This window comes from Neobacillus massiliamazoniensis, from assembly GCF_001048695.1.
Classification (GTDB): domain Bacteria; phylum Bacillota; class Bacilli; order Bacillales; family Cytobacillaceae; genus Neobacillus; species Neobacillus massiliamazoniensis.
This window is the reverse complement of the sequence record NZ_CVRB01000001.1, coordinates 1231197-1245461: the sequence shown is the minus strand read 5'-3', so window position 1 is coordinate 1245461 and position 14265 is coordinate 1231197. Positions and strand designations below refer to the sequence as shown.

Genomic DNA, 14265 nt, shown 5'->3' with positions numbered 1-14265 from the left:
AAAATCCTCCAATATGGGTAACAGTGTAAATCTACTAGTCTTTTAATCCACCAAGAGTCATCCCTTGTGTTATTTTCTTTTGAACCAAAATATATAAAATTAAAGTTGGCAGCATGACAAGTACCATCCCAGCATACATTTGACCGTAATTCGCGGCTGATTTCTGCGCTGCCATTAAGTTCATCAATCCTACAGGCAGAGTTTTATTTGGACCTGGAATCAAAGTTAATGCAATGATGTATTCATTCCAAAATGCCAGGAAGTTAAATAAAATGATGGTAATAATGCTCGGCCGTGCCATCGGAATCATGATTCTAATCATGGTTTTGAAATAACCGGCACCGTCCACTAATGCAGCCTCTTCATATGTTGACGGAAGCGATTGGAAATAACTAGATAACAAATAGATCGTAAACGGCAGCGCTGTTGCTGCATAAACGACAGCAAGTACGAATAAATTGTCCAATAAGAATCCTTTTCCAAATTGTTCGGTTAAGAACTTGTCACTATCTAACAGCATAAGAAAAATTGGAACAACAATATAGTTCACATTAATAAATAATCCGGCTTTAAAAAGTAAATTGATTAATTTGCTGCCCCTAAAGGTGTATCTTGCAAGTACGTAGGCTGCCGGCAAGGCAACCACCAACAAAATTAACAGAGCCAGGGCAGTAACGAAGAGAGAATTTAACATGTAGGTTCCCATGTTTGCCTTCTCAAACGCATCGATGAAGTTTTGAAAGTAAAAACCTCTAGGCATGGTCCAAGGACTTCCGTAAAACTCCGAGTTCTGTTTAATAGATGCAAGGAAAACCCAGCCTACGGGAATAATGATCGAAATTGCCAATGTGATTAACGCAATATAAACAAATAAACGATAAAGCTTTTCGGCGCTCATGCTTTTTTGCTCTTTCATATTTCATGGACCCCCTTAATACTCCAGCACTTCCCTTTTGGTGACAAAACTGATAACAGCTGATAATGCGAATGAGAATAAGAAGACTACCACGCCAATAGCCATACCGTACCCATAAGAAGAATTGGTGTAAGCTTGTTTATACATGTAACTTAAAAACACCTCAGTCGAACCATCCGGTCCGCCTCCAGTCATTGCCTGTACGAGGAGAAAACTTAGATTGATCGTACTGATAATAAAGAATGTTAAAGTGGTACGGATGTTTTGCCAAATCAACGGCAATGTAATACTAAAAAACTGTCTAATTCGTCCGGCCCCTTCCAATGAAGAAGCTTCATAGAAACTTTCTGGTATACTGGCCATACTAGACATATACATAACCATATAATAACCAATTGCTTGCCAAACAAGAGCCCCGCCAATACTGTAGATGGCAATTTGTTGATTTCCAAGCCATAACTGTTGAAGACCTTTTAATTGGACCAAACCGAGCAAACTATTTAACAAACCTGCCTTAGGATCATAAACAGCAGAAAAGATACCAGCAATAACTACAATTGATAAGATATTAGGAATGTAAAAGATTACTCGAAAAAAACTATTTCCTTTCATATTCTCTCTTGATAATATCGCGGCAAATAATATGGCTATCACCATCGTAATAATGGTAACCAGAACAATTAGTAGAATACTATTTTGCAGTGACCGGATGAAATTCATATCATCCCATAGCTTCCTAAAGTTATCGAAACCAACAAACACTTTATTATTTGTAAATCCACCCCATTTATACAAAGACATCCGAAATACTTGGACTGTCGGTACAATCATAAAAATGGTTAACAAAACCAGTGCGGGTGCCGTACAAACAAATATAAAAATTCTCTTTGCTGTTGTTTTATTCACTGCCTTCACCTCTTAATGAAATATAACGGTGAGATTGACGCTCACCGCTATAGCTTTTGTGAATTATTCTTATTTCAAAGCAGGGCGTAATTTATCGCTTGCTTTTTCAACTGCATCTTGCCAGTCTTTAACGGTTTTATTGCCGGAAACAACACTATCAATCGTCCCGAACAGCGCATCGGAAATACTTACACCTTCAACCGGTTCTGTTGCAGCAAATCCACCCATTCCTGCTTTTGCTCCGTTGTCATAGATGCTATAGAATAATTTGTTATCACCAGTTAACTTGTTCGCCATATCTTTAATTGGTTGAACAGCACCAGACTTAGCAAAAATATCCGCTGCCTTATCAGAATAAACAAATGTTAAGAAATCCTTCGCAGCATCTTTATGCTTAGCTTGAGATGGGATCCACATTTGTTCAAAGAAAGTAAATGCATAACGATCGCCGCCGGCTTTCAATGCCGGCATAGCAGTCATCCCCCATTCAAAGCCTTTAGCCCGAGGGGCATCTTTCATTTCCCCGACAACCCATGTACCATTTGGCATAAAGAGCGCTTTATTGTCCAAAATTAATTGCTGATTCTTTTTGTAGTTTTGATCATTTGCGTTAGCAACTGTTGATGGTTCAGTATACTTTGCTAACTTTGCAACAGTTTCAAAGACTTTATCTGCTTCTGGAGACTTCCAAACGCCATTTCCATATTTCATCGCTTTATTATAAAAATCCGGTCCGCCGGCTTCTAATAATAACGAGTAGATAAAGGCGTCAAAATAACCGGTTGTAGGATATGTGAATAAAGAGATTCCTTCTGTCTTCGCTTTGTCGCCAAGGGCCCACATTTCATCCCAAGTCTTTGGCACTTCCCATCCCTTTTCCTTAAATAATGCCGCATTATAGAATAATCCGGTCGGGCTATAGAACATTGGTGCCAAATAAGTCTTTTTATCATTGTAAGGATTTGTCGCAAGTGTATCAGTAAAACCAGTAATTAACTTATCTTTAACCTTAACATCTTCACCATAAACCTTCTTATCAAATACATCGGTAATATTTTCAATCGCTTTATCTTTAATCAATGTTTCGGTCAGGGCCTTTTTCCTTCCGTTTGCCAATAAAACTACATCCGGATATTTGCCTGCCTTCATGTTCGGACTAATCACGTCTTCAAGGTTTTTATCAACCGTTAATTCTACCTTAACATTAGGGTTAGCCTCTTCATATGCTTTGGCGATCTCGGTCCACATATCCTTACCATAGGCAGATTCCAATGCTGCTACCTGAAGTGTTGTCTTTTCCCCGGATTTTGTATTGTCTTTCGAGTTGCCCGAGGTCTTTTCGCCATTTGAACAAGCCATCAAACCAAATGACAGTACTGCAGTCATTCCAGCCATCAAAAACTTTTTCTTCATTCTTTGATCCCCCTACTCTATTACTATTTTTTACTATCACAGCTAAAGTATAAGGATACTAAAACGCTTTCACAATAAACATCTTGTTCTATTTTTTATATATATTGTTTTCCGTTGAATAAATCTACTAAAACCCATATAATACTGTTAAATGAAAGGGTTTTCTTCAAGGAGGGGTTTATATGTCTAACGAGATTTATGAAGTACCTCAAACCAATCGAAACCATCCTCCGGTTAGGGTTCTTTATGTTACTCGCTCGAAGTATGATAAGGATTGGCATAGCACTAATCATACACATCATTTCACTGAACTGCTGTTTATTACGAAAGGCAACGGAACCTTTATCTTTGCCAATAAGGAAGTATCCGTAAAAGAGTATGATCTAATTATCATCAATCCAAATGTTGAGCATACCGAAAAATCAACTGCCAAGGACCCGCTTGAATATATAGCAATTGGAATCGAGGGTTTATCCTTTTCATCTCCTGATCATCCTAATTCACTTGTAAGTTTCTACAATTTTAAACAAGAACATGGATCATACCTTTTTTTTCTGGATTTGATCCTTAAGGAAGTACAAAATCAGAAAGAAAATTATGAGTTAATTATTCAAAATATTTTTGAAATTTTATTGTTAACGATGATGAGAAAAAAGACCTTCACCATAGAAAAAACATCCACGCAAAAAATCAATAAAGATATTGCTTTCATCAAAAATTACATTAAGCAGCATTTTCGCGAAGATATCAATTTAGATATTTTAGCCGAAGCCAGTCATATGAATAAATATTATCTGGCCCATTCATTCAAGAAATCGGTTGGTATTTCTCCGATCGAGTACTTGATACAAACCCGGATTAGAGAGAGTAAAATATTGTTAGAAACAACGAATTATCCGATCTCCAATATTTCAACGAATACGGGTTTTTCTTCGCAATCATTTTTTTCCCAGTCTTTTAAAAGGGTCACGATGCAATCCCCTTCACAATATCGAAAATCTAAAACGAAAAAAAATCAAAGAGTAGAAAAGAAAGCGTAAATCATTTAACCCATGTTCCGTTTTGATATTTCTCCTGAATCAGAATGGAGCTGGATAATTCTCGAAATCAAAATCGATACTTTAATATCGCTTAATAAAAAAATAGCTTGGCCATCGCCAAGCTATTTTCGTTTGTGGGTGTCAGGCACCAAAATGAACGTTTAAACTACCGAAAACTTATATTTTGTTGTTGATTGATAAAGCTCCCCTTTTTCCAATATGCTTGGCGGAAAGTGAGGGTGGTGGATGGAGTCAGGTACTCCTTGGGTCTCCAAGCATAGGCCGAGGTAGTTTCGGGATTGGACACCTCTCATCGAAAAGTGATCTCCCAATTGATTTGCCGTATAAAGAACGACGGCAGGCTGAACCGTTTCAACTGTCAGCATCCGGCCGCTTTCATCGTCCACCAGAATGATTTCATTACGATTATTCTCCGTTAGCAGGAATGGGTGATCATATCCATTTCCGACGAGAATATTTTGTGAATGTTCAGATGTTGCTCCATCCTTAATCTTTCTGCCTGATTGAAAATCAAACGGGGTATTTTCCACCGGCAAAATCTGTCCAGTTGGAATAAGGTCATCGCCCAGTTCAACAAAACTGCTGCTTTTTAATGTTAATTGATGACCGAGAATATCCCTCTTTACATTACCGCTTAAATTAAAATAAGAATGATTGGTTACATTGAGAAGGGTGCGTTTGTCAGATTCTCCTCTGTATGCAATCTGTAACTCATTTTCATTTGTCAGGGTGTATGTGACCTTCGTTTGCAAATTCCCAGGATACCCTTCTTCCCCATCCTTACTCAGATAAGTAAATTCAAGACGAACCCAATCCTCATGTTTCACCATCTCTGTTTTCCAAATGACTTTATCAAATCCTTGAACACCGCCGTGAAGATGGTTGCTATTATCGTTTGCGGCTAACTGATATGTCTTCTGGTCCAGCTCGAACTCTGCATTTTTAATCCGTCCGGCAACTCGGCCGACTACTGCCCCAAAATAAGGTGAATGCTCCCTATATTCCTCAATAGTATCAAAGCCAAGGACAATATTTTCGATCTTCCCATTCTTATCGGGTGTCAAAACACTCGTAATGATACAGCCATAATCAAGGCTCGTCACGGACATGCCATGGTCATTCACCATTGTATAAGCCGTAACAAGTTGACCGTCCCACTCCCCGAAAGGCTCATGCGTAATCCTCATCCATCCCGTCTCCTATCTCTCTCAGTTTGTATTGGTTTATATAACATCCGGTGTCAGGCACCAAAAGAGGTGGAGCCCAACGATGTGATGAATTTTTGGAAGGCTTTCTGCCCTTCTTCGGTCCGTTTATATACGCCTGCGTTTTCGAGTGCGCGTAAGAATTTGAGGCCGACTTCTTTTTGGACGATTTCCGTTACGCTCTCTGCCGTCAATTGATTGTGGTAGCGGATTTTCATTTCTTGTGCCCACGGAAGGTGGTAGTCTTCCACCTGATTGGGCAGATCCAACAAATAGTTTTCGACTTCAATCAATTCAGTTTTCAAGCGTGGGGGAAGAACCGCCAGACCCATCACTTCGATTAACCCGATGTTTTCTTTTTTTATATGATGCACATCTCCATGTGGATGGAAGATTCCCAGCGGGTGCAACTCATCCGTACGGTTATTGCGTAAAACAAGGTCAACTTCATAAGCGTCTTCACGGATCCTTACAATTGGTGTGATGGTATTATGTCTGGTCTTACCTGTAAATGCGAAAATGTTCGCATCGATATCAGTATATTTCTTCCATTTTACTAAAATAAAATCACTAGCAGCTACGAGAGCTTCCTTGTCTTTGCCCCTTAATCGAATGACAGACATCGGCCACTTTATGGTTGCTGCCTTAATGGTCGGGAAAGACTCCAATGTAAAAATCATTTCATCCTGAGCCTTTGCCATGGCAAACTCATAGTTTCCCCCTTGATAATGATCATGGGATAAAATGGAGCCGCCGACAATTGGCAAATCGGCATTGGAGCCAATAAAATAATGAGGGAACTTCTCAACAAATTCTATTAACCTTTGAAACGCCTCGCGGTTGATGACCATATCTCGATGTTCATGTGATAAGACGATGCAATGCTCATGATAGTAAACGTACGGGGAATATTGGAAAAACCACGACTCTCCTGTTAGCTCTAGCTTGATTATTCGGTGATTCGACCTCGCTGGATGGCCAATTCTCCCTGCATATCCCTCATTTTCCGAACAAAGTAAGCACTTAGGGTAATTGGCTGAAGAAGCTTTCATCTCCCGCTCGCGTGCAATCTCCTTTGGATCCTTTTCAGGCTTTGACAGATTAATCGTGATATCGATTTCCCCATAGGGAGTATCTGTTTTATACTGAATGTTTTTCTGCACTCTTTTTGTTTGAATATACTGGCTGTTTTTGCTCAATTCGTAGAAAAAGTTCGTTGCGTTTTCAGGCTTTACTGCCCATTTTTCATAAAAAGTCTTATTGACCTCGGAAGGCTTAGGCATAAAGATGTTCATCATTTTACTGCTTAATATTTCTCTTTCATCCAGCAAATCTTCAATGAGTCCCGTTTGAACAGCAAATAGCGTCAATTCATCGAGCAGATCAGGAATATCCTTCCCTTGACCCACCGCTTGTTCATGATCAATCGCTTGCCGTTCCGGGAAGTCAGTCAGATCTAAGAGTGCCATGATTTGATTTCGTGCATAAATTTCATCATCCGGTTGAATCAATCCCAATGATACGGCTTTGTGAACAAGCTGATTTACAGTAACGTAAACGTCCATGGTTTTTAGCTCCTTACTTTTTATATCCATTTGGATTCGTACGGTGCCAATTCCAAGCATCTTGGATAATTTGGTGGATTGATGTTCTGGCTGGCTTCCAGCCAAGAATTTGTTTCGCTTTTTCAGAGGAAGCAATCAAGGTACTTGGGTCGCCTGCTCTTCGTCCTTCCATTTTCGCCGGGATGGAGTGTCCGGTTACTTCACGGACAGCTTCGACAATTTCTTTTACAGAAAAGCCCTTGCTGCTGCCAAGATTAAACACATTGCTGTCGCCGCCATTTTGTAAATAGCGGAGGGCAAGAATGTGTGCCGCGATTAAATCTTCAACATGAATATAATCTCGGATGCATGTTCCATCTTCAGTGTCATAATCGTCACCAAAAACGGAAATATGTTCACGCTGTTCGAGTGCAACTTGAAGAACGACCGGGATAAGATGGGTCTCCGGATGATGATCCTCGCCAATTTCTCCTGTTGCCCTCGCACCGGCAACATTAAAATACCTTAATGAAACATATTTGATTCCATAAGCAGAATCACACCACTTCATTAATTTTTCCATCGTTAATTTCGTTTCGCCATACGTATTTGTAGGAATCGTTGCCGCTTCCTCTGTAATCGGCATAACTTTCTGCACGCCGTAAGTAGCAGCAGTGGATGAAAAAACAATATTCTTAACGCCGTAATCTTTCATTACGTCTAAAAGGACTTGTGTTCCGTACACATTGTTATCAAAATATTTTATCGGATTGGTCATCGATTCCCCGACAAGCGAACTAGCCGCAAAATGAATGATGCCATCAATTTCTTCATTTTCAAAAACAGATTGCAAAAAGGCTTTATCGCGAATATCGCCCTGATAAAATTTCGCTTTCGGATGAACCGCATCTGCATGACCCGTTTGTAAATTATCAACAACCACTACGTCAAAATTCTGATCAATTAACTGATAAACAGCGTGAGAACCAATATACCCCGCACCGCCAAGCACTAAAATACTCATCACACAACCTCCATTCAATGTTGTTTCAAACATGTGGTGTCAGGCACCGTACTCCAACCTAGTGTCCACTCCACACGTACGAATGTCCACGAAGGGTGTCAGGCACCCATTTACACACTCCAACTACAACGCTTTTGCTCCGTCGCCGATGCTGGCTATGTAGAAGATAGCTTCGTAGCCGATTTTGGTTTTGTATTCGCTGCCTACCTCATGGATGAATGTTTCGACTGTTTCATCTTTTACGATGGCGATGGCGCAGCCGCCGAAGCCTGCGCCTGTCATGCGGGCGCCAATTGTTCCTTCTTGTTTCCAAGCGGCTTCGACTAAGGTATCCAATTCGATGCCGGTCACTTCATAATCATCCCTTAACGACACGTGGGAAGCGTTCATTAACTGCCCAAAACGGAGGAGGTCTCCTTCTTTTAACGCTTGTAATGCCTTTAATGTCCGCTGATTCTCATAGACGGCATGTTTCGCCCTCTTCTCTAACACATCATCTTTGATCAGATGCTTCCATGCCTCAAACTCTGCCTCGTTTAACTCTCCCAAGCTTTGAATATCTTTCCCTTGTTGAAGAAGAGTAAGAGCTGCTTCACATTCACTCCGTCTTTCATTATATTTCGAGTCGGCAAGCTCTCTTCGTTTATTCGTATTCATAATCACGATCTTATATCCAGATAAATTTAACGGAGCATACTCGTATTTCAATGTATGACAATCCAGTAAAATACCGCAGTTCTCTTTACCCATTCCGACGGCAAATTGATCCATAATCCCGCTATTAACACCAATAAATTCATTTTCCACTCTCTTGCCGAGCCTAACCAAATCCAAACGATCAATCTGATATGCAAACATATCGTCTACCATCACACCAATCAACATTTCGAGTGAGGCAGAGGAGGAGAGCCCGGCCCCATTTGGAATATTTCCATAAACGAGGACATCCAGACCATTAGGCACTTCCCGGCCAGCTTCCTGAATATAGCGAATCATTCCCTTTGGGTAATTCGCCCAGTTATGATTTACATCATAATTCATCTCATCCAGCTGAAATTCGATAATTCCTTTTTCCTCGAAATTCATCGAAAACATCCTGACTGTCCGGTCCTCCCGCTTTCTCGCCAGCCCATATGTGCCGTAAGTGATGGCACATGGGAACACATGCCCGCCGTTATAGTCCGTATGTTCTCCTATTAAGTTAATTCTACCAGGAGAAAAGAATGCACGAGGGTCCCCGCCTTCTTCTTTTGGAAAAATTTCATGAAACCTCTCTACCAACATTTTTATATCCATCATTACCTTTCACCCCTAGATCCTATAGTTAAAGGTACGGCGTCTAGTGTGTGACAAACCCGCACCTAGTAATCACGCTTTTACTTTCCGGATTCGTCTGGTGTAATAGCTCGCCTGTCAAACCGACCATCATTTCCCTAAAATTGCAGACGTTTCATCAGCTATTTTCGGAAAAAGCAACCTCAAATTTATTTTATTAGAAGGGTAAAACGCGGTCAATATTTTTAGTAAAATTTTAACCTATATTTTTATTAAAATTTTATCAACCGTAATATGGCAATTGAGGCGCTTGATTGTTAAAAAGGCTGCGTTAAAGGTCATTGTTGATTTTTGAAACAATGTTGATTGGAGCGGAAGGCGCGAGACTCCTGCGGGAGTACGGGGCAGGGGAGACCCCACAGGCGCTTAAGCGCCGAGGAGGCTCCGCGGAAAGCGAAGCGCCTGGAGCGCAAATCAACAGGCAAGTTTAGACAGCCGTAAAAAAAGAGGATGCCCAAAACAAAGTCTCAGACCCTCAACCTACAATTTATAGAAACGTCTATATATTGAGTGTTGAGCAAGAGGTCAGAACCTTAAGGACATCCGCTTCTAATTTAATATTTTACTAAAAACTACTCTTTCGAATGACGAGCTCAGTTGCAATAAAAATCTTTTTCGCTACTTTTCGATCCGCTATTCTTTCAATGAACAAATCGACAGCCGTTTCCCCCATTAATTCTGTGTATACCTTTAAAGTCGTTAATTCCGGATAAATGTATTTTGAAACACTAATATCGTTAATTCCGACAATATTGACTCGCTGCGGCACTGGAATAGCGGCCTCATGAAGCGCCCGTATACAACCAATCGCCATTAAATCATTCCCTGCAAAAAAAGCGGTAGGAAGATCTTCGCCGTGTTCTTTGATTGCTTGTTTCATCAGGCTATAACCATCATTAACCGAGAAGGTTTTTATGTACACATAGTCTTCATTTAAAAGATTTTTTTCCTCCAAATAAGAACGAAACGTCTTGTCACGAGAATCCTCAATCTCGGAAGATTCATCCTTGAATTTTTCCCTTCCGCCAATGTAGCCAATTTGTTGGTGACCTTTTTCAATAAGATAGTTCAAGATCTTTTTTGTCGCTGCTTCAAAATCAATAACAACTGAATCGTAACGATCTTCATCAGGGCTACAATCAACAAATACAATATGCTCTGTGAATTCTGCCAATGTTTCTGCCTGTTGTTTGCTGAATTTCCCGACAGCAATTATTCCTTGAATTGCTTCAAGCTTCACGTTTCCAAGATCATTATAAAAATAATTGACAACCTGGATATCCAATTGCTGGCACCGCTCTTCAATCCCGAACCGGATCGACATATAATAAAGATCTTCCAATTCTTCTTTTTCCGTATACCAATGAATAATCGCAATTTTTGACGTGGAGGTTCGAACCGTTCGTTTTTTATAGGATAGCTCCTCTGCGACTTCAAAAATTTTTTTACGAGTTTCATCGGTAACCGATAAGGATGGATCGTAATTCAACACACGTGAAACCGTTGCAATCGAAACACCTGCTTTTTCAGCTATTTCCTTAATGGTCGCCATATTTCCCCTCCGTTCATAAGAATCTGCGATTACCATAACTATTTTTAGTAAAATTTTACTCAAATAACTATACATTTCTATAAATGATTTGTCAATTTATCCTATAAAAGGGTCATTAATTTTAGAAGATATGGTTCTTGTTCTTCAAATCGCCATCAATCACATGTAACTATTGTACATATATCCCGTCCTATTTTCATAGAACCCAGATTAAATTTCGAATAGAAGATAAACTACGAAGGTGCCATGACTTTTAAGAGAAGTAGATTCCTCCTATTTTCAGCTATGTGAAAGTACGTTAAAATAGCACAGGGGTGATGATTGTGAAGTCACGATGGTTTTGGTGGGCATTGGTTCTTTTATGGTGCATCCAAATTTTCTATTTTACGGCACTACCGGTTTATAATGATGAGCATACTCGAGGATTTCTTACAAGATTCTTCACACATGCCTTCCCTTCTATTCATACAGTAATCATTGATGTGATTGATTATTATATTCGAAAATTAGCTCACATCACCGTATTTGGGATCCTAGCGCTTTTATTCAAAACCGCGATCAGTAATAAGCCGCGACCTTACATATATGCATGGATATTTACTACCTTATACGCAGGTACAGATGAATGGCATCAAATGTACGTACCCGGAAGAACCGCATCCATCATAGATGTGTTGATTGATTCAACAGGAGCATTCATATTTTTGATCTGTATGTTTTTGTGGAAAAAGAACAAACAAAAAGCACTCAGCCCGAGCTGAGTGCTTTTCTCATTGAAGGGGTGTCAGGCACCACTAGGGGTACCGGAGTTCATCGACTGGGATGGTTTATTTTTTTTGCCCAAGAATTTTGCAAAGTCATGGTTAGCCATTGGTTTAGCAAAGTAAAATCCTTGAATTTCGTCACAGCCCATTTGTTCTAAGGCTGTGAGTTGTTGGTGTGCTTCTACACCTTCTGCTACTACTTTGAGGCCAAGAGAGTGGGCTAAAGAGATAATGGAATCAATAATTGCCGCATCTTGATAGTTTAAAATAATATCTTTAATAAATGAACGATCGATTTTTAAGAAGTCAATGGGCAATGATTTTATGTAACTTAAAGAAGAGTAGCCTGTTCCAAAGTCATCGAGTGAGATACTTACGCCAATTTGTTTTAATTTCTCCAATTTGTTTACAGCATCATGAACGTTGTATAAGGCAATGCCTTCCGTAATTTCAAGATTTAAAAATTTAGGACAAAGGCCTGTCTCTTCTAAGATCTGCTCCACCATGCTTACAAAATCATCCTGTAAAAACTGCTTGCTGGAGATATTTACGCACACATGTATAGAAGAATAGCCATTTTTATGCCATTCCTTGCTTTGCCTGCAAGCCTCCTCTAAAACCCACTTCCCAATCGGGATAATTAAACCGGTTTCTTCCGCAATCGGTATAAATTCGGCGGGAGAAACGGACCCTAAAACCTCATCATTCCACCTTAAAAGGGACTCCATACCTGTGATTTGATTCGAAAAAATATCAAGCTTCGGTTGATAATATAATTCTAGCTCACTTCGTTCAAATGCTTTTCTCAATCCTTGTTCAAGCTGCACTCTTCTATCCGCGAGTTCTCCATATTCAGCAGAATACTCTTGGTATTGATTTCGCCCATATTCTTTCGCAAGATGTAATGCAGAGCTTGCTTTTTTTAAGGCAGTTTCTAATGTATCATCCCTTAGAATAGTGGCAATCCCAATGCTCGCTCCTAAGCGAATCTCCTGTTCCTCAAGATAAATAGGTTCTGAGAATTCTTTTAATAAAAATTGGGCAATATCTTTGACATGAGTTGGATTCGTATTAGGCAAGTAAAGAATAAAATCATCTCCCCCAGCGCGAACGACTATCCCGATAGAGCGGATTAGATCAAGTAACCGTTTAGAAACAATCTTCAGCACTTGGTCTCCAATTTGATGTCCAAATGAATCATTTATTAACTTAAAACGGTCTAAATTAAAAAACATTACACAAACGGGAATCTCTTTGGATTGATTTTCAGTAAAATCTTTTTGTAAATAATCATTGACGTAATTCATATTATAAAGTCCGGTTAGAGAATCGTGATAGGCCATGTATTCTAGTTCCGTTTTTGCCTTCTTTTTATCCGTCACATCTAACGCAATCCCGAGAATTGCGGGAGACCCATCCATCAAAGTGGGGGCAGCTTGTAATTCAAGATACATCACTTCACTAGCGGGGGGAAGTATTTGAACTTCTTCAATTAAAAAGGTATTCTCTCCATCTGCTAACTTTTGAATATTTTCAAACACACGTCGCAGATCTTTATGATTGATATAGTTCAAAAAATTCGTTCCGAGCACTTCATTTTCGTGTAAACCAAGGATTTGAGTAAACCATTGATTGACATAGACCAACTCATGATTTTGAATTAAGTAAACTCCGACGAGGGCTTTTTCCAGCAAATTTTTATATCTTTCCTCAGATTCTATTAGTTTCAATCCTAGTTCCTTTTGTTTTGTAATGTCAACGTAGGTACCATCATATCTTATTAAATCGCCATTCTCATTAAAAACAGGAATACCTCGATCACGTATCCAGCGAATTTCTCCACTAGGGCGGATAATTCGGTATTCGTATTCATAGTCGTCTTGATTACCCCATTTTTGGTTAATTTTATCTATAATATGGAGATCCTCCTGATAGATAGACTTTTTCCAAAATTGAATGTTCCTTTCCTCTTTTTCGGGGGGCAATCCATAGATCTTTTCAGTCCCATTGGAAATAAGTAAACTTTGTTCTCTGTTCATGGACCAAATCCCAATATCGAGGTTATGAAAGATACTTTCGAGACGATTTTTCGTTTCATTCAATTGAACTTGCTTCTCCTTGTTCCTTTTTACAAGAAGACCGACAGCAATGGTAATAAGGATATTGACAATCGTCAGTTCTATAATTGTAACGAGTTCATGATTTATGTTTCCTTCAGTTTGCTTCCATTCCGTGATCATAAATAGAACAGAGCTCACTCCAGTCGTAAATATTCCTAGTTTAGCTCCATAGTTATAGACGAGAATGATGGTTGGAATGAGGTAGAAAAACCAAAGAACATTATGAAAATATTGATCGTGCAGATCCATTAAATCTACGAAGATAGGAAAAAAGTATAAGAGGATGATGAACACCCAGTTTTTCACAGAAATACGAAAAAGACGATTGGATAAAAAATCTAACACATTTTTCTACGCTCCTTAAGCTGTTTGATTAAAACTATCATACAGTACGCAAGAGTCTTTGTCCCCAATTTTTATCACTT

The 14265-nt window shown here is 39.4% G+C and carries 11 protein-coding genes; 2 read left to right on the top strand and 9 right to left on the bottom strand.

Translation table 11 applies throughout. The features are described 5' to 3' along the window. Nucleotides 1-34 precede the first annotated feature (34 nt). The 3 genes from BN1082_RS05950 to BN1082_RS05940 all read right to left on the bottom strand — a co-directional run bounded on the left by BN1082_RS05950 (nt 35) and on the right by BN1082_RS05940 (nt 3235). Nucleotides 35-916, bottom strand: coding sequence for a carbohydrate ABC transporter permease (locus BN1082_RS05950; RefSeq protein WP_090632138.1), 882 nt, complete (start codon nt 914-916; stop codon nt 35-37). Between the two features lie 15 nt (nt 917-931). After that, nucleotides 932-1822 carry a carbohydrate ABC transporter permease gene (locus tag BN1082_RS05945; RefSeq protein WP_090632134.1) on the bottom strand — a complete coding sequence of 297 codons (891 nt, stop codon included), beginning with the start codon at nt 1820-1822 and terminating at the stop codon, nt 932-934. A 69-nt stretch (nt 1823-1891) separates the two neighbouring features. Then, entirely contained in the window at nt 1892-3235 is a 1344-nt protein-coding gene (locus BN1082_RS05940; protein ID WP_090632132.1) for a carbohydrate ABC transporter substrate-binding protein, read from the bottom strand. A 182-nt stretch (nt 3236-3417) separates the two neighbouring features. On the opposite strand from BN1082_RS05940, the gene BN1082_RS05935 reads away from it, so the two are divergent. Further along, nucleotides 3418-4275 carry an AraC family transcriptional regulator gene (locus BN1082_RS05935; RefSeq protein ID WP_090632129.1) on the top strand — a complete coding sequence of 286 codons (858 nt, stop codon included), beginning with the start codon at nt 3418-3420 and terminating at the stop codon, nt 4273-4275. A gap of 161 nt (nt 4276-4436) precedes the next feature. Here BN1082_RS05935 and BN1082_RS05930 read toward each other — a convergent pair whose 3' ends face one another. The 5 genes from BN1082_RS05930 to BN1082_RS05910 form a co-directional block, all read right to left on the bottom strand. Continuing rightward, nucleotides 4437-5483 carry an aldose epimerase family protein gene (locus BN1082_RS05930; protein ID WP_090632128.1) on the bottom strand — a complete coding sequence of 349 codons (1047 nt, stop codon included), beginning with the start codon at nt 5481-5483 and terminating at the stop codon, nt 4437-4439. A gap of 53 nt (nt 5484-5536) precedes the next feature. Next, nucleotides 5537-7066: a UDP-glucose--hexose-1-phosphate uridylyltransferase gene (gene galT / locus BN1082_RS05925; protein WP_176699662.1), complete on the bottom strand. Its 1530-nt coding sequence runs from the start codon at nt 7064-7066 to the stop codon at nt 5537-5539. Between the two features lie 13 nt (nt 7067-7079). Next, nucleotides 7080-8069: a UDP-glucose 4-epimerase GalE gene (galE, locus tag BN1082_RS05920; RefSeq protein ID WP_090632122.1), complete on the bottom strand. Its 990-nt coding sequence runs from the start codon at nt 8067-8069 to the stop codon at nt 7080-7082. Between the two features lie 123 nt (nt 8070-8192). After that, nucleotides 8193-9365, bottom strand: coding sequence for a galactokinase (locus BN1082_RS05915; RefSeq protein WP_090633190.1), 1173 nt, complete (start codon nt 9363-9365; stop codon nt 8193-8195). Nucleotides 9366-9969: 604 nt separating this feature from the next. Further along, complete coding sequence (locus tag BN1082_RS05910; RefSeq protein ID WP_090632118.1) at nt 9970-10956, bottom strand: LacI family DNA-binding transcriptional regulator; 987 nt, start codon at nt 10954-10956, stop codon at nt 9970-9972. A 323-nt stretch (nt 10957-11279) separates the two neighbouring features. Here BN1082_RS05910 and BN1082_RS05905 point away from each other — a divergent pair, with 323 nt between their 5' ends. Beyond that, the gene (locus BN1082_RS05905; RefSeq protein ID WP_176699661.1) at nt 11280-11717 is read left to right on the top strand and encodes a VanZ family protein; all 438 of its coding nucleotides are present in this window, start codon (nt 11280-11282) and stop codon (nt 11715-11717) included. Between the two features lie 23 nt (nt 11718-11740). Here BN1082_RS05905 and BN1082_RS05900 read toward each other — a convergent pair whose 3' ends face one another. Then, complete coding sequence (locus BN1082_RS05900; RefSeq protein ID WP_090632113.1) at nt 11741-14185, bottom strand: sensor domain-containing protein; 2445 nt, start codon at nt 14183-14185, stop codon at nt 11741-11743. Nucleotides 14186-14265: the final 80 nt, after the last annotated feature.

Excerpts from the sequence above, each read along its gene's own strand:
- BN1082_RS05950 (WP_090632138.1), bottom strand. The coding sequence starts at position 916 with ATGAAAGAGCAAAAAAGCATGAGCGCCGAAAAGCTTTATCGTTTATTT.
- BN1082_RS05940 (WP_090632132.1), bottom strand. The coding sequence starts at position 3,235 with ATGAAGAAAAAGTTTTTGATGGCTGGAATGACTGCAGTACTGTCATTT.
- BN1082_RS05935 (WP_090632129.1), top strand. The coding sequence starts at position 3,418 with ATGTCTAACGAGATTTATGAAGTACCTCAAACCAATCGAAACCATCCT.
- BN1082_RS05930 (WP_090632128.1), bottom strand. The coding sequence starts at position 5,483 with ATGAGGATTACGCATGAGCCTTTCGGGGAGTGGGACGGTCAACTTGTT.
- galT (WP_176699662.1), bottom strand. The coding sequence starts at position 7,066 with ATGGACGTTTACGTTACTGTAAATCAGCTTGTTCACAAAGCCGTATCA.
- galE (WP_090632122.1), bottom strand. The coding sequence starts at position 8,069 with ATGAGTATTTTAGTGCTTGGCGGTGCGGGGTATATTGGTTCTCACGCT.
- BN1082_RS05915 (WP_090633190.1), bottom strand. The coding sequence starts at position 9,365 with ATGGATATAAAAATGTTGGTAGAGAGGTTTCATGAAATTTTTCCAAAA.
- BN1082_RS05910 (WP_090632118.1), bottom strand. The coding sequence starts at position 10,956 with ATGGCGACCATTAAGGAAATAGCTGAAAAAGCAGGTGTTTCGATTGCA.